Genomic DNA, 26234 nt, shown 5'->3' with positions numbered 1-26234 from the left:
CCTGCTGAGTTTTGTAAATATCAATGGATTATTCTTCTGTTCAAGATGTCCTATTTATAAATTTCAGACAAAAAAAAGACGCCCGAAGGCGTCTCTTTTCTCAACTTTAACTCGAATTAGAATTCTTCGTTAAATGCTTGGCTTAGAGCTTGGTCTACATCAGAGAAGTCATTGTGCAGTTCAAATTCTGCAGCTTCTGCTTCTTGACGACGACGCTCCAGGTGGTAAGCCAAACCTGTACCCGCTGGGATCAGACGACCTACAACCACATTCTCTTTCAAACCGCGTAAATCATCTTCTTTACCTGTTACAGCCGCTTCAGTTAACACACGCGTGGTTTCCTGGAACGATGCAGCAGAGATGAACGAGTCAGTAGAAAGCGACGCTTTCGTAATACCCATCAATTGACGTTCAAACTTCGCAGGGAACTTGTTTTGCGCAAGAACTGCTTGGTTTTCCTGAACAACACGGATGTAATCCACTTGTTCGCCTTTGATGAAGCTGGTATCGCCGCCATCAGTGATATCAACTTTACGCAGCATTTGACGTACGATCACTTCAATATGCTTGTCGTTGATTTTTACACCTTGCAGACGGTATACGTCCTGAACTTCGTTCACGATGTAGTTTGTAAGCGCAACTTCGCCTTTCAAACGTAAGATATCGTGCGGGTTCTGTGGACCATCAGAAATAGTTTCACCACGGTTCACATGTTCGCCTTCGAACACGTTAATGGTACGCCATTTCGGAATCAGCTCTTCATAAATCTCAGAGCCATCATCCGGCGTAATCACCAGACGGTTCTTACCTTTGGTCTCTTTACCAAAGCTTACAACACCCGACACTTCTGCAAGGATTGCATGCTCTTTTGGCTTACGTGCTTCGAACAAGTCAGCTACACGCGGCAGACCACCGGTAATATCACGGGTACGTGAAGTTTCTTGTGGTACACGACCGATGACATCACCGACACCAATCGTTTCGCCATCACGAACAGAAAGAATCGTGTTCTGTGGCAGGAAGTAGAACTGTTCACCACCATCAACGGTATCCAACACAACAGCAGGACGCAAATCTTTACCTGACGCAGGACGTGAAGTCACTGGCAAGATTTCGATAGTTGACATACCTGTTGCATCATCAGTTTTAGAAGTAACCGTCACACCATCAACAATCTGGCTGAAACGTACTTTACCAGCAACTTCTGTTACTAATGGATGTGTATGCGGATCCCAAGTCGCCACAATACCGCCTGCTTCTACAGCTTCGCCATCTTTCAGCAAAATAGACGCACCGTAAGGCAGTTTATAGCGCTCGCGCTCACGACCTAAATCATCTGCAATACCGATTTCACCTGAACGTGAAGTCGATACCAAGTGACCTTTGGCATGTTGTACTGTTTTCACATTGTGGAAACGTACTGTACCTTGGTTACGAACTTGTACGCTGTTTGCAGCAGAAGTTCGGCTCGCAGCACCACCGACGTGGAACGTACGCATCGTTAACTGTGTACCTGGCTCACCAATCGATTGAGCTGCCATTACACCGACAGACTCACCCGGGTTCACCTGGTGACCACGTGCTAGGTCACGACCGTAACATTTCGCACATACACCGAAGGTAGACGCACAGTTCACGACTGAACGTACTTTGATTTCGTCGACACCCTGGCTTTCGATAAACGTCGCCAGTTTCTCGTCAATTAACGTATTACGTGGAAGCAGAACTTCGTCTGTACCTACACGTTTCACGTCTTCAGCAACCACACGACCCAATACTCGTGCACCCAGGTTCTCGATGACATCGCCACCTTGAATGAACGGAGTCATTACCAGACCGTCATACGTACCACAATCCGGCTCGGTAATAACCAAGTCCTGCGCAACGTCTACTAGACGACGAGTCAAGTAACCAGAGTTTGCAGTTTTCAGTGCTGTATCGGCCAAACCTTTACGCGCACCATGTGTCGAGATGAAGTACTGAAGTACAGTCAAACCTTCACGGAAGTTCGCTTTAATAGGCGTTTCAATGATCGAGCCATCCGGCTTCGCCATCAAACCACGCATACCCGCCAACTGACGAATCTGAGCTGCCGAACCACGGGCACCCGAGTCAGACATCATATAGATCGAGTTGAATGATTTTTGCTTCTCGTCTTCACCCTGTTTGTTCTTCACAGTGGTAAAAGACAAGTTGTCCATCATCGCTTTAGCAACCTGGTCATTGGTACGCGCCCAAATATCGACCACTTTGTTATAACGTTCGCCGGCAGTTACGAAACCTTGTTCGAACTGTTGTTCGATTTCACGAACTTCAGCTTCCGCTTTACCAATAATTGCTTGTTTTTGCGGTGGAATAACCATGTCTTCCATACCGACAGATACACCTGAACGCGTCGCTTGACGGAAGCCCAAGTACATCAACTGGTCAGCGAAGATAACAGTATCTTTCAGACCCAATTTACGGTAGCAAGAGTTAATTAATTTCGAGATGTTTTTCTTGGTCATCTCAACGTTAATTTGCTGGAAATCCATACCTTCAGGCACAACTTCCCAAAGTAGGCAACGACCAGGCGTCGTATCTACAATAATGGTTTGCTGTTCACGGTTACCATCTTCGTCGATCACAGTCTGGTGTACACGTGCTTTAACGCGAGCGTGTAGATCAACCTGACCTGTTGCCAGTGCACGGTTTACTTCGTGAGTATCCGCGAACACCATGCCCTCACCTTTGGCATTGATTGCATCACGCGTGATGTAATACAAGCCCAAGACCACGTCCTGAGACGGTACGATGATTGGCTCACCGTTCGCTGGAGACAGAATGTTGTTCGTCGACATCATTAACGCACGAGCTTCAAGCTGAGCTTCAAGTGTTAATGGTACGTGTACCGCCATCTGGTCACCATCGAAGTCGGCGTTAAACGCAGCACATACGAGTGGGTGTAGACGAATCGCTTTACCTTCGATCAGGATCGGTTCAAATGCTTGAAGACCCAAACGGTGAAGTGTTGGCGCACGGTTCAACATCACTGGATGTTGACGAATCACGTGAGCAAGAACATCCCAAACTTCTGGAGTTTCACGCTCAACCATTTTCTTCGCAGCTTTAATGGTGGTTGCTTGACCAGATGCCTGTAGTTTCGCGAAAATGAATGGCTTGAACAGTTCAAGTGCCATTTTCTTCGGAAGACCACATTGGTGCAAACGCAGGTTTGGACCAACAGTAATTACCGAACGACCAGAGTAGTCAACACGCTTACCAAGTAAGTTTTGACGGAAACGACCTTGCTTACCTTTGATCATGTCTGCCAAAGATTTAAGCGGACGCTTGTTCGAACCGGTAATTGCCCGACCGCGACGACCGTTATCCAGCAATGCATCTACAGACTCTTGTAACATACGTTTTTCGTTACGTACGATGATGTCTGGCGCTGCAAGGTCAAGAAGACGCTTCAAACGGTTGTTACGGTTGATCACACGACGATAAAGATCGTTCAGGTCAGAAGTCGCGAAACGACCACCTTCAAGTGGTACAAGCGGACGGAGGTCTGGTGGAAGAACTGGAAGTACAGTTAACACCATCCATTCTGGCTTGTTGTTCGAATCGTTGAATGCTTCCATCAACTTCAAACGCTTAGACGCTTTTTTCAGCTTGGTTTCTGAAGTTGTAACAGGAATTTCTTCACGAAGACGCGCGATTTCAGCTTCAAGATCGATATCTTTTAACAAGTCTTGAACTGCTTCAGCACCCATTTTCGCTGTGAATTCATCACCGTGTTCTTCTAAGGCATTGAAGTATTCTTCATCATTTAGAAGTTGGTATTTCTCAAATGGAGTCATACCCGGATCGGTCACTACATAAGATTCGAAATACAATACACGTTCAATATCACGTAGCGTCATGTCTAATAATAGACCGATACGGCTAGGTAATGATTTTAAGAACCAGATGTGGGCAACTGGAGACGCCAGCTCGATGTGACCCATACGTTCACGACGAACTTTCGCAGTTGTTACTTCAACGCCACATTTTTCACAAATGACGCCTTTGTATTTCATACGCTTGTATTTACCACACAAGCATTCGTAATCTTTCACTGGACCAAAGATTTTGGCACAGAACAAACCATCACGTTCAGGCTTGAACGTACGATAGTTAATGGTTTCTGGCTTTTTAACTTCACCGTGAGACCATGACTTAATCATTTCTGGTGACGCAAGACCAATACGGATGCGGTCAAACTCTACTGGAGCATGACCGTCTGAATCCGTCTTTTTGCGCATGATATCGAGCAAGTCTTTCAATTTTTTTCTCCGTGTGTTGTGGAGATTTTCACTCAACAACTGGGTCACAAATATTGTTTTTTAACTGAATTGGGAATCCCAAGAATCCCCCTCAATCCCCCTTTGTTAAGGGGGGAAGCCCCTCTTTATCAAAGAGGGGTTTGGGGAGATTTAATGGAGATTCTTAGTCACCATTTTTCAGTTCAATGTTGATACCTAAAGAACGGATCTCTTTGGTCAATACGTTGAACGATTCAGGCATGCCCGGGTCCATATAATGGTTGCCATCTACAATGTTCTTGTAGATACGGGTACGGCCTTCAACGTCATCCGATTTCACAGTCAGCATTTCTTGTAGCGTATATGCTGCACCGTAAGCTTCTAGTGCCCAGACTTCCATCTCACCGAAACGCTGACCACCGAATTGTGCTTTACCACCAAGCGGCTGTTGCGTAACTAGAGAGTAAGAACCAGTTGAACGCGCATGCATCTTGTCATCAACCAAGTGGTTCAGTTTCAGCATGTACATGTAACCAACAGTTACCGGACGGTCGAAACGCTCACCAGTACGACCATCATATAATACGGTCTGACCAGTACTAGACAGGCCTGCAAGTTGTAACAACTCTTTGATCTGACCTTCTTCAGCACCATCGAATACAGGAGTAGCCAAAGGTACACCAGCACGCAAGTTGCCAGAAAGTTTCAAGATTTCTTCATCAGTCAAGCTATCAAGATCTTCTTGTTCGCCACCAACTTTGTTGTAAATCTTGTCCAGGAAATCACGAAGCTCAAGTACAGTACGTTGCTCTTTCATCATCTTGTCGATTTGATCGCCAAGACCTTTCGCCGCCATACCCAAGTGAGTTTCAAGAATCTGACCCACGTTCATACGCGATGGTACGCCAAGCGGGTTCAATACGATATCAACAGGTACACCGTTGGCATCATGTGGCATGTCTTCTACCGGCAAGATGTTTGATACAACACCTTTGTTACCGTGACGACCCGCCATCTTATCACCCGGTTGGATGCGACGTTTTACAGCAAGATAAACTTTAACTACTTTCAATACGCCAGTGGTCAGTTCATCGCCAGTCGAAAGTTTGCGTTTTTTCTCAGCAAATTTCTCGTCAATTTCGAAGCTCTTCTCTTTCAAGAACACTTGAATTTGAGTTAAACGTTCAGCAATTGCTTCATCAACTGGTTGAATTTCAAGAAGATCAACAAGCTCTAAACCAGACAACACGTCTTCAGACAGTTTGTCGCCACGTTTAGTTGTACCGCCACCATTCGACTCTTGGCCATTCAGTAGACGGATTACACGTTCACGTGCAGCTTCTTCGAAGATTTTGAATTCTTCTTTCAAGTCTTTACGGTATGCATCCAATTGCGCTTTTTCAATTGCTTGAGCACGTTCGTCTTTTTCAAGACCGTCACGTGTAAACACTTGAACGTCAATGACTGTACCTTTAGTACCTGATGGAACGCGTAAAGATGAGTCTTTTACGTCAGCTGCTTTTTCACCGAAGATTGCACGTAGCAATTTTTCTTCCGGAGTAAGTTGTGTTTCACCTTTAGGGGTTACTTTACCAACCAGGATATCGCCAGCAGTTACTTCAGCACCGATGTAAACGATACCTGACTCGTCCAGTTTAGACAGAGCAGCTTCACCTACGTTCGGAATATCAGCAGTGATTTCTTCCGCACCCAGTTTGGTATCACGTGCGACACATGATAATTCCTGGATATGAATAGACGTTAAACGGTCTTCTTGAAGAACACGCTCAGATAACAAGATCGAGTCTTCGTAGTTGTAACCATTCCAGGTCATAAACGCAACGCGCATGTTTTGACCCAATGCCAGCTCACCGCCATCAGTCGATGGACCATCAGCCAGTACATCACCACGACCTACTTTATCGCCCAGGTTCACAAGAACTTTCTGGTTGATACAAGTGTTCTGGTTCGAACGGGTGTATTTGATCAGGTTGTAGATATCTACACCTGCTTCACCTGCGATCATTTCGTCTTCATTCACACGAATAACCACACGAGACGCATCAACAAACTCGATACGACCACCACGCTGAGCGATCACACATACACCTGAGTCATGTGCTACGTTCGCTTCCATACCGGTACCAACAAGCGGCTTGTCAGCAATCAACGTCGGAACTGCCTGACGTTGCATGTTCGAACCCATTAATGCACGGTTGGCATCATCGTGTTCTAGGAATGGAATCAGTGATGCTGCTACAGATACGACCTGCTGAGCAGATACATCCATATGCGTTACTTTTTCAGGAGGAATACGTACGAAGTCACCTTGATGACGAACAGATACAAACTCTTCTGTTAAGTTACCGTCTTTATCCATTGCAGAATCGGCCTGTGCAATGACAGTACCTACTTCTTCAATCGCAGACAGGTATTCAACTTCATCTGTTACACGACCATCAACAACCTTACGGTATGGGGTTTCCAGGAAACCGAAGTTGTTACATTTCGCATAAACAGAAAGCGAGTTGATCAAACCAATGTTTGGACCTTCCGGTGTTTCAATTGGACATACACGACCGTAGTGAGTTTGATGTACGTCACGTACTTCAAAGCCTGCACGTTCACGCGTCAAACCGCCGGGACCAAGCGCAGAAACACGACGTTTATGCGTAATCTCAGATAACGGATTGTTTTGGTCCATGAATTGAGACAACTGGCTTGAACCAAAGAATTCCTTGATTGCAGCAGCAACAGGCTTCGCATTGATCAAATCTTGTGGAGACAGGTTGTCAGTTTCAGCTTGTGATAAACGCTCTTTAACAGCACGTTCTACACGAACCAGACCTACACGGAATTGGTTTTCTGTCATTTCACCAACAGAACGAACACGACGGTTACCCAAGTGATCGATATCGTCGACTTCACCTTTACCGTTACGGATTTCAACTAATGTTTTTAATACATCAGTGATATCTTCGTTCGAGAGAATGCCTTCAACTTCACGTGATTTCTGGTCTGTACCCACTTCGTAAGGACGACCCAAACGACGGTTGAACTTCATACGACCAACTGGAGACAAGTCATAGCGTTCAGAAGAGAAGAACAAGTTGTTGAATAGGTTTTCAGCAGCTTCTTTTGTTGGTGGCTCGCCCGGGCGCATGACTTTGTAGATTTCTACCAATGCTTCTTCACGATTGCTCGTTGTATCTGCACGTAGAGAATCTGCAACGAATGAACCGCGGTCGATATCATTAGTGAACAGAATATTGAACTGCTTCACGCCGCCTTCTGCAATTTTCACCATGATTTCATGGCTTAATACAGTATTGGCCGCAATCACATCACCATCTTTTAATGGGATGTCTTCAGCAGTGATACGCTCATACAGGTACTCATCAGGCACTGCAAGTTTTTCAAGACCTGAAGCTTCCATTTGACGTACATGACGCGCATTGATACGTTTACCTTGCTCAACAATTGCCTTGCCATCCTTGTCCAGGATGTCAAATTGTGCCATTTCGCCACGCAGACGTTCAGGCACCAGGTCAATCTGGTAGCTACCCATGTCAAGATACACAGGTACTTTCTCGTAGAACATGTCGAGAATGTTTTCGTTGCTATAACCCAAGGCACGAAGCACCACAGTCGCAAGCAATTTACGACGACGGTCAATACGTACATAGACCAGGTCTTTGGCATCGAATTCAAAGTCTAACCATGAACCACGGTAAGGAATAATACGCGCTGAATAAAGGACTTTACCACTTGAGTGAGTCTTGCCTTTATCGTGGTCAAAGAATACGCCTGGTGAACGGTGTAATTGTGACACGATCACACGCTCGGTACCGTTAATTACAAAGGTACCGTTATCCGTCATCAATGGCATTTCGCCCATATAGACTTCTTGTTCACGTACATCTTTAATTGACTTCGTTTCACGATCTTTCAGGATCAAACGAATTTTTACACGCATTGGTGCTGCATAAGTTGAGCCACGAAGAATACATTCGCGTACATCAAACTCAGGCTTACCAAGACTATACTCAACAAATTCTAAAGCAGCATTGCCAGAATAACTTTCAATAGGAAAAACTGAACGAAATGCGGCTTGGAGACCGATATCTTCGCGGTTTTTTGGTGATTTGCCATCTTGTAAGAATGTTCTGTACGAGTCGACTTGAATCGCGAGCAAGTACGGAGCATCCATGACGCTAGGCAATTTACCAAAATTCTTACGGATCCGTTTCTTTTCGGTATATGAGTATGCCATCTGGAGTCCTCGGAAAGTGTAAACCAAGCCCGCCTGCAGAACGGGCTCAGAAGGAATTACGCTGGCCGATATGGCCACCACTCTTTACAAATGCTGCAATTTTTAGTGGTATTAAAACGCTTATCAATATTTTTTAATGAAAAATATTGGTAAACGTTTGTTCATTATGTTTATTTTCAATTTGTATGATTTTTATATCATGCAAACAAAAATCGAGCCGATTATTGTAACGCAAAAAGGCTGATGACCCAAGAGCCATCAGCCAATTTTTGGAGCCGATTATAAAAAAACCGGCTCCCTTAAGAAATTACTTAAGAGTAACTGTAGCACCAGCTTCTTCAAGTTTCTTCTTAAGCTCTTCGCCTTCTTCTTTAGAAACGCCTTCTTTAAGAACTGCAGGAGCGCCTTCAACCATGTCTTTAGCTTCTTTCAAGCCAAGGCCAGTCGCTTCACGAACTGCTTTAATTACAGCAACTTTGTTCGCGCCGAAAGAAGTCAATTCAACATTGAATTCAGTTTGTTCTTCAGCAGCAGCAGCAGCTGGACCAGCAGCAACAGCTACAGCAGCAGCAGATACATTGAATTTCTCTTCGAAAGCAGAGATAAGTTCAACAAGTTCAAGAACAGTTTTTTCAGCAACTGCGTTTAGGATTTCTTCGTTTGTTAAAGCCATGAGATTAACTCCAAATGGGTATTGAATGATGTGTGTTTAAGTTTGAGCTTAAGCAGCTTCTGACTCGTTTTTCTCTTGAAGCGCTGTAAGTAAGCGGCCCAATTTCGAAATAGGAGCTTGAAGAACGTTTGCAAGCATAGTAAGCGCTTTCTCTTGGTTCGGAAGATTCGCGATTACGCTAACTTCTGCACCTTGATAAAGTTTGCCATCAAATGCAGCAGCTTTAAGTTCAAATGCTTTATTAGTTTTAGCGAATTCTTCGAACAAACGTGCAGCAGCACCCATGTCGTCTTCAGAATTCGAGAAAGCTAAGATTGTTGGGCCAACAAGGTTGTCGTTCAAGATATTGAATTGAGTATCTTGAAGAGCACGTTTAGCCAAAGTGTTACGAACGATACGTGTAGTAACACCAAGTTTACGCGCTTCAACACGTAGAGTAGTTAACTGCTCTACAGTCAAACCTTGGTAGTCAGCAACAACAGCAGCAAATGCAGTAGAAGCAACTTCAGCTACTTCAGCTACGATCTGTTTTTTGCCTTCGATAAGAAGAGCCATTGTAAAACCTCCTAACGGTGATTTATGTACTTACGCGAAGTACACTCCCAATTCGCAAGACCATCACTGGACTCACACGCGGAGGATGAACAAATCACACCACCGCGTCTACGCAGGCTGGGCTATTAAGAGAGAAGCATAAAACCCCCCTCGCCCGCGGTCTTTGACGCTGATAAATTTTCATTTATCAATTCAAAGTTTGCCTAAGTTTGCAAAATACGACGGAGCGTTTCTTGCGTAAGTTTTAAAGCAGCGCTTTAAAACTTACTCAGGGCTTTAAAATTCTGTAATAAGTCGAGACTTATTTAGAAACGTTTGCTACATCAACGATCAAACCAGGACCCATAGTTGAGCTCAAAGTGATCTTTTGAATGTATACGCCTTTAGACGTAGCAGGTTTCAAACGTTTTAAGTCAGCAACAAGTGCTTCAACGTTTTGACGAACAGCAGCAGCTTCAAAACCTACTTGACCGATCGCAGCATGGATAATACCAGCTTTGTCTACGCGGTAACGTGCTTGACCAGCTTTTGCATTTTTAACTGCAGTAGCAACGTCAGGAGTTACAGTACCCACTTTAGGGTTTGGCATTAAGCCACGTGGACCAAGGATCGTACCAAGTTTACCTACAACGCGCATTGCATCTGGAGCAGCAATTACTACGTCAAAGTCAAGGTTACCCGCTTGGATGCTTTCAGCAAGATCGTCGAAACCAACAACGTCTGCGCCTTCAGCTTTAGCAGCTTCAGCAGCAGCGCCTTGAGCGAATACAGCTACACGTACAGTTTTACCAGTACCTGCAGGAAGTGTAGTCGCGCCACGAACAACTTGGTCAGATTTACGAGGATCAACACCTAGGTTTACCGCGATATCTAGAGATTCTTTGAATTTAGGAGCTGGAAGGCTCTCTAAAACTGCAACAGCTTCTTCTAGCGTGTAAACTTTGTGCGCTTCTACAGCAGCTACAATCGCTTTTTGACGTTTAGTTAATTTAGCCATGTCTTAAAGCTCCACTTCCAAGCCCATAGAACGCGCAGAACCAGCAATGGTACGTACACGTGCGTCTAAATCAGCACCAGTCAAATCTGGTTCTTTAGTAGTCGCGATTTCTTCGATTTGAGCACGAGTCAACTTACCAACTTTAGTTTTGTTAGGTACAGCTGAACCCTTCTGGATACCAGCAGCTTTCTTAAGAAGAACAGCAGCAGGTGGAGTTTTCATGATGAATGTGAACGACTTGTCGTTGTACACAGTGATCACGACTGGAATTGGCAGACCAGCTTCAACTTTTTGTGTAGCAGCATTGAATTCTTTACAGAATGCCATGATGTTTACACCACGTTGACCTAGTGCAGGACCAATCGGTGGAGATGGATTCGCTTTACCAGCTGGAACTTGCAGCTTGATATAGCCGTCAATCTTCTTAGCCATTTCAAATTACCTCTGGGTGCAAACGCCGGTGAAGGCTCCCCAATGATTTCAAGTAACGATACCGTTACAACAACAATGCCTGACTTATAAATAAGTCAGGCGTTTTCAACCCATACAAATTAGACTGATTTTTCGACTTGACGAAATTCCAATTCAACTTGAGTTGGTCGGTTAAATACATTAATGGTCAGCGTTAAACGTGACTTTTCGTACTGAACTTCTTCCACCACACCTTTAAAGTCGGTGAATGGACCGTCAACCACGAGTAATTCTTCGCCTGGTTCAAACATCGTCTTAGGACGAGGTGCTTCGCCAGTATTGCGTACACGCGCAAGAATCGCATCTGCTTCTTTTTGCGTAATCGGTGCCGGTTTTTCAGCCGTACCACCAATAAAACCTAAAACTTTTGGACATTCTTTAACAATGTGCCAAGTATCATCGTTCATTTCCATTTCGACTAGGACATAGCCAGGAAAGAACTTACGCCCTGATTTACGCTTCTTGCCATCCTTCATTTCTACCACTTCTTCGGTAGGAACAAGGACTTCACCAAAGCTATCGGCAACAGCGCTACGCTGGATTCGATCATTAAGCGAACGCATCACTTGTTTTTCATAACCTGAATAGGCATGAATAATGTACCAACGTTTCATAGCTCTCTTACCCGATAATAAACTTCATTAACCAGCCTAAAATATAGTCAAAACACCACAATAAGATGGATGCAATTACGACTACAACAAGAACTTGCCAAGATGTGGACATCGTCTCTTGCTTGGTAGGCCAGGTCACTCGACGCAACTCAATTCGTGCATCTTTCAGCAGACGAATAAAGCCTTTGCCTTGATGGGTGGCGTATAATAAACCGAATGCTGCAACGATACAAGCCAAAATCACCCCAACGCGCACCCAAATATCATTCGCAGGTGCCCAGTACGCTGGTAAATATTGGTTTACCATCATTGCACCAACCAATAAAATCAAGGCGATAACCCATAGAACCATGTCTAATGGAGAACCAGAACTTACATCTACTGCAGGATTATTTCTTTGAGGAATTGCCGCTTCGCCTAATGCGTCGCGTGATTTTTCATTCGACATTTTTGTACTCGTCGTAGGTTTCGCGACTTATTATATGACCAATTTTGCCGACATCAAGCGTCTTTTTAGAAACTTGGCAGGTCAGGAGGGACTCGAACCCCCAACATTCGGTTTTGGAGACCGACGCTCTACCAATTGAACTACTGACCTGCAAAACAACAAGTTGGAGCCTAAGCTCCAACCTGCTTGTCTTATTCTATGATTATGCAGTTACTTTAGCAACTACACCAGCACCAACTGTACGACCGCCTTCACGGATCGCAAAACGTAGACCTGGGTCCATTGCGATCGGGTGGATTAGCTCTACTGACATCTCAACGTTGTCACCAGGCATAACCATTTCCACGCCTTCTTTAAGCGCGATCGCACCAGTTACGTCCGTAGTACGGAAGTAGAACTGTGGACGGTAACCGTTAAGGAATGGAGTGTGACGACCACCTTCTTCTTTAGAAAGTACGTATACTTCTGCATCGAATTTAGTGTGTGGCTTGATCGCACCTGGTTTAGTCAATACTTGACCACGTTGTACGTCTTCACGCTTAGTACCACGAAGAAGAACACCACAGTTCTCGCCCGCACGACCTTCGTCAAGAAGTTTACGGAACATCTCTACGCCAGTTACTGTAGTAGTTTGAGTATCACGGATACCAACGATTTCTACAGACTCACCTACTTTAACGATACCAGTCTCTACACGGCCAGTTACTACTGTACCACGACCAGAGATTGAGAATACGTCTTCAATTGGCATAAGGAATGGAAGGTCAATTGCACGCTCTGGCTCTGGAATGTAAGAGTCAAGTGCTTCAACAAGCGCAACTACCGCTGGCTCGCCGTATTGGCTGTCATCACCGTTAAGCGCAAGAAGAGCAGAACCACGGATCACTGGAGTGTCATCACCCGGGAAGTCATAAGTAGAAAGAAGTTCACGAACTTCCATTTCAACTAGCTCAAGAAGCTCTTCGTCGTCTACAAGGTCGCATTTGTTCAAGAATACAACGATGTAAGGTACACCTACCTGACGAGAAAGCAAGATGTGTTCACGAGTCTGTGGCATAGGACCATCAGTCGCAGCACATACAAGGATCGCGCCATCCATCTGAGCAGCACCAGTAATCATGTTTTTAACATAATCGGCGTGGCCCGGGCAATCTACGTGAGCGTAGTGACGAGTTGGGGAATCGTATTCTACGTGTGAAGTATTAATTGTAATACCACGTGCTTTTTCTTCTGGTGCAGAGTCGATTGCAGCGTAGTCTTTCGCTTCGCCACCGAATTTCTTCGCACATACAGTTGCAATTGCAGCTGTTAAAGTTGTTTTACCATGGTCAACGTGACCAATTGTGCCCACGTTAACGTGTGGCTTATTACGTTCAAACTTAGCCTTAGCCATGTTAATCTTCCTCGTTTACGTCGAACACAATTCTGAGTAAAACCCAGCTCCGACATATCGTTTAAAAAAACCGAACACCAAATACTTGAAAAGCAGACTAAATAGCCTGCTTTTGGAATTTCTTTGCAACAGAGTTGCTAAACTGTAATCTGGAGCTCTTATCGAGATTTGAACTCGAGACCTCTCCCTTACCAAGGGAGTGCTCTACCACTGAGCTATAAGAGCAAATATTAGTACTTCAATGGAGCGGGAGACGAGGGTCGAACTCGCGACATGTAGCTTGGAAGGCTACCGCTCTACCAACTGAGCTACTCCCGCACGATGTTGGTACAAACCACTTATTGAAGTCTTAAAATTGGTGGTGAGGGAAGGATTCGAACCTTCGAAACTTTCGTAGCGGAGTTACAGTCCGCCCCCTTTGACCGCTCGGGAACCTCACCATTTTTTACACTTACATCAGTGCTGTTCATTACTTCACACTACCAAACCTCTAAGATGGTGCCGGCACACGGATTCGAACTGTGGACCTACTGATTACAAGTCAGTTGCTCTACCAACTGAGCTATGCCGGCGTTTCTTAGTGTTTCGTACGTTTCGTATCGGAACGGTGTGCAGTTTAGCAAAACTCAGAATCCTTGCAAGTGTTTTTTTCAAAAAAAACCTCAAAAACTCATAAAATCAAACCATTTGATGATAATTCAACCGCTTTGATCACTGCGCGAGCTTTTATTTGGGTTTCATTCCACTCAGATTCAGGATTTGAGTCGGCAACTAACCCTGCTCCAGCCTGAACATAGACCTTATTTTCGCGAATGACACAGGTACGAATCGCAATCGACATGTCCATTTCGCCATGCCAGCCTAAATAACCAACAGCGCCACCGAAAATTCCACGTTTTACCGGCTCAACTTCATCAATAATTTCCATGGCACGGATTTTTGGCGCGCCTGAAAGTGTGCCTGCAGGGAAAGTTGCCTTAAAAACGTCAAGAGCATCGACATCATCACGTACTTCACCCTGCACATTGGAGACAATATGCATCACATGTGAATAACGTTCGATCACCATTTGATCAGTTACCTGCACTTTGCCAATTTTTGCAATGCGTCCCACATCATTACGTCCCAGATCAATCAGCATGACATGTTCAGCAATTTCTTTTTCGTCAGAGAGTAAGTCCTGCTCAAGCGCCAGATCCTCTTCTTTGGTTTTACCGCGTGGGCGTGTTCCCGCAAGCGGTCGTACGGTAGCAATACCATTTTCCAGACGGGACAGAATTTCAGGAGAAGAGCCGACAATATGGAATGGCGTATTGTTTTCCAAGGTCTGCCCTTGCACAAGAAACAAATACGGCGATGGATTGAGATGACGCAGCGCACGATACACCTGTAGCGGGTCTCCATCGAAGTCAGACACCATCCGGTGCCCGGGTACGACCTGCATTACATCGCCAGCACGAATATACTCTTTGACTTTTTCTACCGAGGCAATGAAGTTGTCATGTCCGGTGAGGGACTCGAAATGTGGCGGCGTATGTTTTTCAGCTTTAAGACTGATGGGCGTGGCCAGAATATTTTCTAATTCATTTAATTGTTCATGTGCTTTTTCATAAGAACCCGGAGCAGTGGCATCGGCATGTACAATCAAGAACAAGGTATCTTTTAAATTATCAAACACAATGACAGTTTTAGACAGCATCATCCAGATATCGGGTAATCCAACCGGATCCGCTTCAGGCACATTTTTTAATTTCGGTTCAATATAACGCACAGCGTCATAACCAAAGTAGCCCACCAACCCGCCTGTAAAACTCGGCAAGTCCGGCAATTCTGCTTGAGTTGGCACCTTAAATTGCGCCTGAAAGTCTCGAATATATTGAAATGGGTCAGCACAGTGCTGCTTTTCAATTGAACCATCTGCATGCTGTACCGTCAGTTCGCCCGCATTGCAGGAAAATACGGTAGATTCACCTAATCCGATAATCGAATAACGTGCCCAGTTCTCACCACCTTCTACAGACTCGAATAAATAAGCCTGTTGATGCTGTTTAAGCCGAGCAAAAATAGAAAGTGGTGTATCGGTATCTGCCAGGCGCTGACGGTAAACAGGAATGAGGTTATAGCCTTGCGCAGCAAGTTGCTGGAATTGTGCTTGAGTGGTCATGCGGTTTTTCTCTTTAAATTAGGGTTACTCAGTATGTAAATAAAATTGAACTGAGCGACGCCATCGAAAAACCTTACAACTATTCATTTTCTTTCCTTAGTACGCGTATTAGGCAAGTAATTCTCTAAGATCATCCACAATCTGCTGTGGCTGACAATCTGCAATATTTTCACCATGATTATAGCCATAGCTGACTACAACACAATCAATCCCGGCGCGGCGTGCGGCTTCAACATCATTGGAAGAGTCTCCAATCAACAAGACCTGTTCTTTGCTCACCTTATAATGTTCGACACAGTGCAGCAACTGGCGCGGATGTGGTTTACGCTCAGTAAAACGGTCGCCACCAATGGTATCGGCAAAATAATGAGCCATATCCAAGGTATCTAAAATACTGCGGGCAGGAAGTTCAGGCTTATTGGTCACACAAATCAGGGTTTTACCTTGAGCTTTGGCCCAGTCCAGAAATTTCAGGATTCCCGGAAAAGGAACGGTATCAACACAGGGATCGACATTATAAATATCCAGAAAAGTGTTTAAGAGCTCTTGATGCTGTACCGGTGTGACTTCACCGACCAGATGCTGGAGTACACTTTCACAGAATATCGACGTGCCCTTACCTACCCAGGTCCGTACCTGCTCTTCAGTCACCAGAGGCAATTGCAGCACATTCAAGCTCATATTCATGGCGCGATACAGATCATGTGCTGAATCCACCAAGGTACCATCCAGATCAAACAAGACCAGTTCACGCTTTTCTAATTGTGCAATAGACATCCCGACCCTCTTTTATAATGTGCGCAGCCACAAAAAAGGCATGCGCTATGCATGCCTTGATTGTAACCAATCATCAGCTTATTTGAACAACAACCAAGCCATAATTGCCAAAATAATCAGCACAATCACTGAAATCAAACCTACAGATACATTTTTCTGGGTTTCTTTTTCCTGTTCTACGCGTGATACAGGTTGCTCAACCGGAATTGGGGTAGGCTCTGGTTTCACCGCACTAATGTCCACGCCTTCCGGAATAGGCGCCGGTTTTGGAATACCGATATTGGTTGGCATGCCATCACGGGTTAATTGCACCGAAGCATCACGATGTTTCAGTTCCGGCATTCCCTGATCATTCATTTGCTGTGCAGGTGTAGGCTCAGCGACTTCGACCTGTTCCACAACTTTTTCTGCCGTTGCTTCAATTTCTGCTGGAACCTCGACTGCAGCCACAGGCGCCAGTACTGAAAATTTCAAGCTGGCAAACTGAACAATGTCATCCTGCTTTAATAAGATTTCCTGCGCAATCTGCACATCATTGACGAAAGTGCCATTCGATGAACCCAAATCCTGCACCCAGAGTGCATCATCCTTCAATAAAAATGCCGCATGTTTACGGGAGATTTCCGCAGCCTGCAAAACGATATCCGCCGCCTGATGACGCCCCACCAGCATGTCACGGTCAATGCTAATTTCCTGTCCTGTTAAGTCGCCTGTAATCGCGTGTATTTTCCAAGTCATGAAAGTTACTTCTCTGTTCTCTTTGACATTATCATAACATGCTGTCTGCAAATGCGAATGACCTAGCTTTTGGGTCTAAGTGTGGTTGTTGTAACGGTATTTTTACTTTTTTCTACCTGCTGAACGGGTTCTACCACTTGTCGCTGAATCACTGGTTCTATTGCTACCGGCGTAACGACTACATTGGCTGGTTGCGCCTGAACGGGTGCGGTCGGCACAGTTTGATAGGTCGAGTTTTGCAATGGCGTTCTGGATACCGGAATGCGCTGTTGATATACATCTTCAACACTTTCTGGCAATTTGGCAAAGTTCCCGTCTGAATCAAGTGCGAGTTGCAGACTATATAGCTGACTATAGCGTTGCTGGGTCAGTTTACGCACTGCATTTTTATCCCCCACAATAGTTGGATGGATAAAGATCAATAAGTTACGCTTCTGATTGGACTTACCTTCTGAACGGAATAAACGTCCCAAGCCTGGAATCGCACCCAGACCAGGTACAGCCTGACGCCCATAACTGGTGTTATCTGAGATCAAACCACCAAGGACAATGGTTTGTCCATGTTCGGCCAGAATTGAGGTTTTGATCGCTCGCTTGCTGGTGACCAGATCCTGTGCCTGCCCTTTACTGGCCTTGACATCAGAAACTTCCTGTTCCACTTCCAGGCGTACCGTACCATCTTCGCCAATATGCGGGACCACCTTTAAAGTGACCCCGACATCCTTGCGTTCAATGGTGGTATAGGGATTAGCAACTCCAGCAGCACCTGTAGACACTGAGCCTGTCACAAAAGGTACGTTTTCACCCACCACAATATAAGCTTCTTCATTATCCATGGTCACAATCGACGGCGTAGACAACAGGTTGGATTTAGTGGTTTCTTTGAGTGCCTGAATCATCGCACCATACAGACGTCGGGAACCATCACTCCCTTCACGATAATCACCGAGTACCAGTGAGCTACCTGCGCCCACGGCACTTGCAGCACCTGCACCACCACCGGTGAGATAACCGGCCGCAATATTTTTCAGGCTAGTCCCAAAATTATCGAAGTTCACCAGTCCAATACCACTACTGATATCACCCAAGGCCCATTGCACACCGAGTTGATCCGCATCGGTTCCTTCCACTTCAATAATCGCGGCTTCGATAAGCACCTGTTGACGACGGATATCCAGCTGGTCAATTGCTGATTCAATTTCCCGCATCAGTTGCGGATCAGCTTTCACCACCAGAGAATTTTGTGTGGTATCGGCAATAATACTGACGCCATTGCCATTAAAACTGGTAATTCCGCCCTGCTCGTTATTCATGCCTGTATTCAGCTGAATGCCTGAAGAGGTGTTGCTACTCGAACCGGTAGTCGTATTGTTGTTATTTAAATTATTGCCAGAACTGAGTGAAGACGAGTTCGAGGATGTACTACTCGAATTTGAATTACTGTTCACCGCCTGCCCGCTTACCAAACCCTGCAAGATTTCCGCAAGATTTTTAGCGCTGGCATATTTCAGACGAAAAACTTTTAATCCACCCAAACGATCCGCAGCCGGTACATCCAGAGTTTCGATTACTTGACGCACCCGTTTGCGCGTCGTGGGATCACCTTTAATGATGATCCGGTTAGTACGAGTATCTGCAATCACCCGCACTCGCGAACCGCGGACATCTTTAGCTCCACCGGTTGCAGTCATGGACTCGATCAGTCCAATCATTTCTTCGGCTTGACTCGATTGTAAGCTGACCGCTTCAATGTCATTCTGACCAGTGCCATCCAGGTTGCGAATAATGGTTTCCAACTGGTAAATATTGCTGGCGCGATCCGACACAATCAGTGCATTTGTCCCCAGCACTGCCGCCAAATGGGCAAACTGCGGCATCAAGGGACGTAATGCAGGAATCAGGTCATTCGGATTGGTATTTTCCAGCCACAACACCCGTGTCACAATCTGGTCACCACTGGCGCGGCTTCTGGCATCATAGGGAATGCCTGAGCTTTTGACATTACTGTCCGGAACCAGCTTGATGGTATTCCCCGAAGGAATTGCCACCACACCATTCACATTTAGCACGCCTAAAAACAGGTCATAGACTTCATTTTTATTCAGGGCTTTATTGGAAATGACTGTTACGTTGCCACGTACCCGCGGATCGACTGCAAAGTTTTTGCCGGTAATATCGGCCACTTCATTAATGAATGCAGTTAAGTCAGCATCTCGAAGGTTAATTTTCCAGGTTTGTGCATAACTCGCCGTACTGACCATGGCCATTAACGGTGCGGCCACACAGAATGCCCATGCTGATCGATTATTATTAAATAAAGCCATAAACTTTCGTGTTTCCTAACCCTATGCGTGATGACACATCACTTCAAATCTTGTTGTATGGTCATCACCTGATCACCACGTTTTATTTCGAGTTTGACCTGACCTTCACGCCGGGCCTGTTCCAGTAATTGTGCTTCGGTCTGTCCCTGGCTCAGCGTCTGGCCATTTAAAGACAAAATCCGGTCGCCCGGTCTTAAACCCAGGCGATTACGCAATGCAGCCGGTGTGCGTGAAGTCACCTCATAACTACCATCTGCTGCACTCACCCCCATATTCTGTAAATACTGATCCTTGTTTTCCTGCATCTGCTGGATGGCTCGACCAATTTCATTCTGTGGCGAAGGCTGCTCAGGCATACCATTGTTAGAAGGCATAGCAGGTATTGAGCTTGAAGATGCTGATATTTCCGGCACAATCGGCTGATTCAAGCCATTTTCCAGACCTTTGAATAAAACTTCCTGAGTAGCACCTGTGGATCGACGCAAAATAACCCGATCCCAATGCACTTCAGCCAACTCAAAACCGCTATTGGCCAGCATTTCCCCGATACGGTAACGATCGACCTGATCATTAATTTTCAGTACCGCAGAAGAGTTATAACTTGGACTGGCAACCACCACCCCTTGTAAAATGATATTGGTAGTTTCAACAGCACCCGCAGACTGCCCAACTTCCTGAAACAGTGAAAATGCACCGATATTCGGAATTTGTGCCTGCTGTGAACCCAGTTCAACCCGATCCAGCTGCATGGCTTGGGGTGGAGCTATCAGCAACCAGAACAAAGCCGCCAGCTTCCAGCATAAGTACAGAATGAGCAGCAACAAAATCACAGGTGCAGCACGATTGATCTGCTTCACGTCAATATTTTTTAAATCATTCAGAGAAACTGCCATCAGTTCAAGCCTCCCATTAAGGGTTGGCGGGTACTAATCACATAGGTATCTAATCCGGCTTTACCTTCATAAGAAGGCGCATTCATTAAAAAGCGCTGGGTGAGCTGAATATCCAGCATCAGACTCGGATCAAGCTTGATATTCAGCATGCGTTGATCGCGACTATCCCGAACATCAACTAACAGCTGTCCGCTTTCATCTGCGAGTTTTCCAGTCATTGCGGGTACATTCATGCGTTCCTGACGCTGAGCAAAGGTATAAATCAGCTCACCACCCGCCCATTGCATTTGCCCATCCACCTGACTGAAACCCTGTTCTTTTTTATATTTAAAATCCAGATCTTTAAACTGAATCGCAGTACTCGGCCATTGCCAGTCTGCAAGTTTTTTTAGAGTTTCAGGCGCGATCTGCCCTTCAAGATTTTTGACAATCAAAGACTTATTCAGACCATGAGCCATGATCCCGGAAAGCTGGGTATTGCCGCTATGCAAATCCACATGTGCCCCAACCCGCAGCAACAGCAAATCCAGAGGCCGTACTTTCCAGTTCAGACTGCCCCGAAGATTGCCTTTTTTCCAGTCCGCACTTCCCTGCCAGATATTTCCGTTTACATTATGCAAAGTCTGGTTATTTTTATAAAATTTTGAAATTAACCAGGCCGCTGGCACTTGTAATACGACAAAAATAAAAAATGCAACAAGAGTAAGGATCAACCATCTTAAAGTTTTCGGTTTACTGCTCATCCCCACCACGACCAATCGCTCAAGTCCAAATCCCCATTTATAATTTTTCCCTTATACTCACACATTATGCACACTTTTCTGCCAACGCCAATTCATAGATATAAAAAAACCAAGCAGGTATGCTTGGTTTAATCATCTTAGACTGTCTGTATGACAGCCTAATGACCAGATCAAATGGAGGCCTAGATCAGAAAATCGTCCAGCTTTGCGCCTTTTTCCAATTCTGCCACTAACCAGCGCGGTTGTTTACCACGGCCAGTCCAGGTATCGTCCGGATTGCTTTTGCTACGGTAACGCGGCTCAACCGACTTACGTGATGATTTTTTACGTTTAGACGCACCAAATTCAAGTAACTGTTCAACTGTCATACCCACTTTCTCGGCAACTGCCAAGATTTGCTGATAAGCGTCTTCAATCTCTTGATCTTTTTTTGAAGCAATCAGTGATTCTGCTTCTGCTTGTAAACGTTTTAACTCTTCTACTGATAAATGCGTAATATCTGGCATAATGCTCTCCGAAAAATAATATTATTCGTTTTGTTAAATAATAGCCCCATCATATTTATATTAAATAAAACATTCAATATAAAACCTTAGACCAATAACAATAAAGTTTAAAAAAAATTACAAATCAAAATGATTCATTCATTTTTAAATTTCATGTTGAACGCTTAATTCAAGTGCTTTGATTTTTTCGAGAATATGTTCCGGAATTTCTGTTTTCTGCATGGTCTTTTTATCCACACAGACAATAACTGCTTCTGAAGTAGCCACAATACTTTGCTGTTTTTCACTCCATAATAGATATTGCATTCTAACTGCACTATTTCGAATTTCTTCAATACGTGCTGCCACTTTTAAATGATCAGGAAAAACCACAGGTTTTAAATAACGGCACTGATTTGAAGACACTACCGTAAATACCGGTTCATTACGTAAATCTAATATCACTAGATAAGCCAGACGTGCACTTTCGACATAACGGTAATACATGGCATTATTGACATGTCCGAAGGCATCCATATCACCCCATGCGACTGTTTGTTCATAAATTACTGGATATTGTTTTAATTCTGACCTCATTATTCTCAAGTTTTAATTTCTATAAAGTTTACATTCGATTCAAATACTGCATTTAACTGCTGTAGCAAGTCCTCCCGATCTTGTAAGGCAGCTTTAATTCTTAAATAACTCATACGAATATCATCCGGATACAAGTCAAGTAGTTGCTGGGCTTGATCTGTATAGCCTGTGGCTTGCAACACATGCCATTTCGCAAAGCTTAAAATCGGCAATGCCGGATACTTGGCTTCCCAGTGCGAAATCTGTTGTGCAATCGCATCATAATCCGGATTTTGCCTTAATAACTGTTGCTGGAACCACAAATAAAAGACATCCTGATTAAACTGCTGTTCCATTAAATGGATCGCGAGCAATTCATGCTCGGCACTCATTTCAGGCATTCTAAATAATAATTTCAACCATAGTAATTTGACCGAATAGTCACGATCAAATATCTGAGGTTTTAAATCTAAATAACGTTGCTGTAAATAAAATAAATCGTCCTGTGTGGCTTGCTCATAGGCCAATAATAATTGTTCCAGCCATGTTTTTTTTACTTCTTGGTCTAAATGCCCATATTGGGTCGAACGTAAATATAACCAAGGAAATTGCATGGCAAATACCCCCCATAATGCAACAAGACGCTGCTCATAGGCGGTTTTAACCTGTATTAACCAAGGTGATAATTCATGCTGATTTAAAAACTCTAAATGGGTAAGTGCTTGTTCACCTTGCTGTTGTGATAAATAAATTTCAATCCGCTGTAATTCTGCCAATTCAAATGCCATGGGATTGGACTGATTTAAAGCAGTTAATGCATGGGTATATTGCTGTTGCCCCCAAGATAAACGTGCATCAATAATATGTTTAAGTAAACCCGACTTAGTAAAAGACTGCTGAATAAAATCCCGTTGATCCTGCGCAGCGTTTAATAACCAGATCACGGCCAATTGTTCATAAGGGTGCAAGCGGGAAAAACTAAAGACTGTTTCAGTTTTACGCTGTTCACGACTGCGATACTGCTTGATAGCATACCAGATGCAATGCATCAGAAAACTTACACTGACCAAGGATGCGGCCAAAAAGCAGAGGGTGGTTTGTAACTGCCACTCGCGCCAATACAGATAGACATAGCCAGCCCCATGTCCATAACTCAAGATACTCAGCCCCGCAATGCCAAGTAAGCAGACAAATAAATAGGCCAGCAGAATCTGTTTCATAAGCAATTAGCCCACTAGGGTGCGTGTGTTTAATAATGGAATCGGAGTAATCGGGGTAGCCTTGATTTGATTCAATTGCTGAATCCATTTTTGGCTCTGTGCATCCGGCAATTGTTCCAAGACTTCAATCACGGCATTCAGTGCCTGCTGAAAAGCGACAGATTGGTCTTTTTGTAAGGTATTCTGTGCGATGAGCAAGCGCAACTGGGCCTCTTTCAGTACCAGATGCCGTTGCATCAAGACTGTGCTTGGCTGATCTGCGGATTCAACCTGAATCCAGCGCTGCCAGAAAGAGCGTTGAGTTTCTGGACGCTGACGATGTGGTGTCTGAATTTCTTTTTCAATTTCAGCATCCATCTGCACCAAGAGTTCTTTTACTTTATTTTGCTGCACTAATCGACTGTTCACGAATTTTTTCAGCATGTCCTGATCTTTCGCAATCACTTGCTGCAAGCTGCTGACCAAGGCAGGCGCTAAAATATAATCATCCAGCTCATTAGATAACTGATTTAATTTCTCAATCGCAGTGGCGTATTGTTGCTGTTGTAGTGCAAATTCGATCAGATCCAGATGTTGCTGCACCAAGACAATATCATTTTGCGTTGCATCAGTTGTCATTTCACGTACTGGCGCTTTAGATGAAGTGGTTTCAGCATTTTCCTGCTGAGCAGAAATCTGGCGTTTTAAAGCCACGAACTGATCATTGAGATTAGCATTTTGCTGCTGTAACTGATTGATGCTTTGATTGAATTCAGTCTGTGCTGTATTCAGAACATGTAGGTCATAGCTAAGCTTGACTAGCCACGCTATACTCAAGATGAACAATACAATGAATAGTTTCTTCATGCGTTCCCTAATATCAGCCCCATTTTCTGCAAGATTGTGTTTGCGTCTAAATCATCGATTTGTACGAATTGAAAACTTGCCTGATGCTGCTGTTGATATTCTCCAAGAATAGTGGCCAAACGTGGCCCCAAAACCAAATAACAGGCTTGCTGTATAAACTCCGCATTCCTTTGCAAGAGTGTCAGCCAGTTTAACCAACTCGCTTCACTGGTGATCAGAACTGCAAAACGCTGCTGCGTCTTAAGCAGCGACAAGTTCTCTGCCAAAATCGTTGCCGTCGTTTCAGGACATTGCCGCCGGTACAAAATAAAGTTTAAAACTTTAATATTGCTGGCACGTAAATGATCCATCATAAATTGACGACCACCTTCTCCGCGCCAGAAGGCTACACCTGAACCAGAAGCCAGTTGCTTCAACACAGGCAATTGCAGCATGCCTTCCGAAGTTTCGACCTCAGGCACATGACTATGAATGCCATAGCTCGCCAATGCCTGTTCAGTGGCTTTTCCCACTGCCACCCAATGCACCTGTGCCAAAGTCGAGAGCGCGACTCCAGCCTGTTGCAAATATTGCATACCAATCTGGGCAGCCGTCGGGCTAACCACCACAATAATCTGTGCCTGCTCCAGCTGCTGATACAAAATCGACAGCTCATCGGAATAAGGCATTGCATGCAGTTCGAGCAAAGGCAATTCTAAAACAGACACTTGCGCTGCCCGTAACTGCTGGGTCAAACCTGCAGCACGATCACTGGGGCGGGTATTAATCAATAACATCAGTGTGAATAGAGTGCTTTCAGCAACTCGCCAGCACCTTGATCAAGCAGGTCTTTTGCCAGCTCTACACCCAATTGCTCCGCAGCTGCCATTTTGCCAGTATGCTGTGCCCGGAGCAAAACTGTTCCATCGACACTGCCCACACGACCTTCGATTGAAATCACACCCTCTTTGAGCGTGGCATAACCAGCAATCGGCACCTGACATCCGCCTTCTAGATAGGCATTAAAGGCACGTTCGGCACGTACACACGCATCTGTATCCGCATGCAGGAGTGGCTGAATCAAGTCCAGCACCGTCTGATCATGAGTACGGCATTCCAGTCCCAATGCCCCTTGACCCACAGCCGGCAGACTGACTTCAGGCGTCAGAGTATGACGAATACGTTCTGCCAGACCCAAGCGTTTTAAACCAGCACTGGCCAGAATAATCGCATCATACTGGCCTGCATCCAGTTTAGATAAACGTGTGCCGACATTACCGCGTAAATCGATAATGTCCAGATCCGGACGCTGTTTTAAAATCTGAGTTTTACGGCGCAAGCTTGAGGTTCCGACTTTGGCGCCTTGTGGTAATTCCTCAAAGCTGGCATAAGTATTCGACACAAAGGCATCTAAGGGATCTTCACGTTCACAGATCACTGCCAGACTCAGACCTTCGGGCAAGGCCATCGGGACATCTTTCATGGAATGCACAGCCAGATCTGCACGACCATCCAGTAAAGCGGCTTCTAATTCTTTTACAAATAGTCCTTTTCCACCAATTTTAGCCAGTGGTGTATCTAGAATTTTATCGCCCTGTGTAACAAAAGTGACTAACTCGACCTGCAAACCAGCGTGCAAATCTTGTAGGCGCGCACGGATATGTTCCGCTTGCCAAAGCGCAAGTGGACTTTGTCGAGTTGCAATTTTTAGGGTCTTCATAAATTTCAATAACAGTAAATGAGAACAATAGTCTAAACTTAACCTGCTCACTTGAAAAT

General features: G+C 44.8%; 21 protein-coding genes and 5 tRNA genes. All 26 read right to left on the bottom strand.

Translation table 11 applies throughout. The features are described from left to right. Positions 1 to 116: 116 nt before the first annotated feature. On the bottom strand, positions 117 to 4307 hold the full coding sequence (gene rpoC, locus ACTL4S_RS07295; protein ID WP_441299043.1) for a DNA-directed RNA polymerase subunit beta': 4191 nt from the start codon (positions 4305 to 4307) through the stop codon (positions 117 to 119). Between the two features lie 163 nt (positions 4308 to 4470). Further along, positions 4471 to 8559 (bottom strand): DNA-directed RNA polymerase subunit beta, encoded by a 4089-nt coding sequence (rpoB, locus tag ACTL4S_RS07290; protein ID WP_005102827.1) that lies wholly within the window; start codon positions 8557 to 8559, stop codon positions 4471 to 4473. 307 nt (positions 8560 to 8866) lie between these two features. Continuing rightward, positions 8867 to 9232, bottom strand: a complete 366-nt coding sequence (gene rplL / locus ACTL4S_RS07285; protein ID WP_004278611.1) for a 50S ribosomal protein L7/L12 — start codon at positions 9230 to 9232, stop codon at positions 8867 to 8869. 48 nt (positions 9233 to 9280) lie between these two features. Further along, the gene (gene rplJ / locus ACTL4S_RS07280; RefSeq protein WP_004278612.1) at positions 9281 to 9787 is read right to left on the bottom strand and encodes a 50S ribosomal protein L10; all 507 of its coding nucleotides are present in this window, start codon (positions 9785 to 9787) and stop codon (positions 9281 to 9283) included. A gap of 301 nt (positions 9788 to 10088) precedes the next feature. Then, on the bottom strand, positions 10089 to 10784 hold the full coding sequence (rplA, locus tag ACTL4S_RS07275; RefSeq protein WP_004278613.1) for a 50S ribosomal protein L1: 696 nt from the start codon (positions 10782 to 10784) through the stop codon (positions 10089 to 10091). Positions 10785 to 10787: 3 nt separating this feature from the next. After that, complete coding sequence (gene rplK, locus ACTL4S_RS07270) at positions 10788 to 11216, bottom strand: 50S ribosomal protein L11 (protein WP_004278614.1); 429 nt, start codon at positions 11214 to 11216, stop codon at positions 10788 to 10790. Between the two features lie 119 nt (positions 11217 to 11335). After that, on the bottom strand, positions 11336 to 11869 hold the full coding sequence (nusG, locus tag ACTL4S_RS07265; RefSeq protein WP_441299042.1) for a transcription termination/antitermination protein NusG: 534 nt from the start codon (positions 11867 to 11869) through the stop codon (positions 11336 to 11338). Positions 11870 to 11876: 7 nt separating this feature from the next. Further along, entirely contained in the window at positions 11877 to 12317 is a 441-nt protein-coding gene (secE, locus tag ACTL4S_RS07260; protein ID WP_004278617.1) for a preprotein translocase subunit SecE, read from the bottom strand. 74 nt (positions 12318 to 12391) lie between these two features. Then, positions 12392 to 12467 (bottom strand) — tRNA-Trp (locus ACTL4S_RS07255). A 52-nt stretch (positions 12468 to 12519) separates the two neighbouring features. Continuing rightward, positions 12520 to 13710, bottom strand: coding sequence for an elongation factor Tu (gene tuf / locus ACTL4S_RS07250; RefSeq protein WP_004646112.1), 1191 nt, complete (start codon positions 13708 to 13710; stop codon positions 12520 to 12522). A gap of 150 nt (positions 13711 to 13860) precedes the next feature. Further along, a tRNA-Thr gene (locus ACTL4S_RS07245) sits at positions 13861 to 13935 on the bottom strand. 17 nt (positions 13936 to 13952) lie between these two features. Next, positions 13953 to 14028, bottom strand: a tRNA-Gly gene (locus ACTL4S_RS07240). 38 nt (positions 14029 to 14066) lie between these two features. Further along, a tRNA-Tyr gene (locus ACTL4S_RS07235) sits at positions 14067 to 14150 on the bottom strand. 56 nt (positions 14151 to 14206) lie between these two features. Further along, positions 14207 to 14282, bottom strand: a tRNA-Thr gene (locus tag ACTL4S_RS07230). A 98-nt stretch (positions 14283 to 14380) separates the two neighbouring features. Then, entirely contained in the window at positions 14381 to 15874 is a 1494-nt protein-coding gene (gene trpE, locus ACTL4S_RS07225) for an anthranilate synthase component I (protein ID WP_425879924.1), read from the bottom strand. Positions 15875 to 15982: 108 nt separating this feature from the next. Next, on the bottom strand, positions 15983 to 16651 hold the full coding sequence (gene gph / locus ACTL4S_RS07220) for a phosphoglycolate phosphatase (protein ID WP_441299041.1): 669 nt from the start codon (positions 16649 to 16651) through the stop codon (positions 15983 to 15985). 78 nt (positions 16652 to 16729) lie between these two features. Beyond that, on the bottom strand, positions 16730 to 17389 hold the full coding sequence (locus ACTL4S_RS07215; RefSeq protein WP_441299040.1) for an FHA domain-containing protein: 660 nt from the start codon (positions 17387 to 17389) through the stop codon (positions 16730 to 16732). Positions 17390 to 17451: 62 nt separating this feature from the next. Continuing rightward, a complete protein-coding gene (gene gspD, locus ACTL4S_RS07210; RefSeq protein WP_441299039.1) occupies positions 17452 to 19713 on the bottom strand; it encodes a type II secretion system secretin GspD in 2262 nt (753 codons plus the stop codon). 38 nt (positions 19714 to 19751) lie between these two features. Then, the gene (locus tag ACTL4S_RS07205) at positions 19752 to 20606 is read right to left on the bottom strand and encodes a type II secretion system protein N (protein ID WP_247143307.1); all 855 of its coding nucleotides are present in this window, start codon (positions 20604 to 20606) and stop codon (positions 19752 to 19754) included. After that, the gene (gene gspN / locus ACTL4S_RS07200; protein WP_441299038.1) at positions 20606 to 21349 is read right to left on the bottom strand and encodes a type II secretion system protein N; all 744 of its coding nucleotides are present in this window, start codon (positions 21347 to 21349) and stop codon (positions 20606 to 20608) included. The genes ACTL4S_RS07205 and gspN overlap by 1 nt, the downstream gene beginning before the upstream one ends. Before the next feature lie 182 nt (positions 21350 to 21531). Continuing rightward, the gene (locus ACTL4S_RS07195; RefSeq protein ID WP_026055760.1) at positions 21532 to 21858 is read right to left on the bottom strand and encodes an H-NS histone family protein; all 327 of its coding nucleotides are present in this window, start codon (positions 21856 to 21858) and stop codon (positions 21532 to 21534) included. Positions 21859 to 21999: 141 nt separating this feature from the next. After that, complete coding sequence (locus ACTL4S_RS07190) at positions 22000 to 22431, bottom strand: acyl-CoA thioesterase (protein ID WP_441299037.1); 432 nt, start codon at positions 22429 to 22431, stop codon at positions 22000 to 22002. Positions 22432 to 22436: 5 nt separating this feature from the next. Beyond that, positions 22437 to 23630, bottom strand: a complete 1194-nt coding sequence (locus ACTL4S_RS07185; protein WP_441299036.1) for a heme biosynthesis protein HemY — start codon at positions 23628 to 23630, stop codon at positions 22437 to 22439. Between the two features lie 6 nt (positions 23631 to 23636). Then, positions 23637 to 24476, bottom strand: a complete 840-nt coding sequence (locus ACTL4S_RS07180) for a hypothetical protein (RefSeq protein ID WP_441299035.1) — start codon at positions 24474 to 24476, stop codon at positions 23637 to 23639. After that, entirely contained in the window at positions 24473 to 25252 is a 780-nt protein-coding gene (locus tag ACTL4S_RS07175; protein WP_441299034.1) for a uroporphyrinogen-III synthase, read from the bottom strand. Before ACTL4S_RS07175 ends, ACTL4S_RS07180 begins: the two co-directional genes overlap by 4 nt. Further along, positions 25252 to 26175 carry a hydroxymethylbilane synthase gene (gene hemC / locus ACTL4S_RS07170; protein ID WP_155861687.1) on the bottom strand — a complete coding sequence of 308 codons (924 nt, stop codon included), beginning with the start codon at positions 26173 to 26175 and terminating at the stop codon, positions 25252 to 25254. Before hemC ends, ACTL4S_RS07175 begins: the two co-directional genes overlap by 1 nt. Between the last annotated feature and the right edge of the window lie 59 nt (positions 26176 to 26234).

The organism is Acinetobacter lwoffii, assembly GCF_052078135.1.
Lineage (GTDB): Bacteria > Pseudomonadota > Gammaproteobacteria > Pseudomonadales > Moraxellaceae > Acinetobacter > Acinetobacter lwoffii_Z.
Note: the sequence above shows the minus strand (reverse complement) of the source record. Positions and strands in the feature narration are given on the sequence as shown.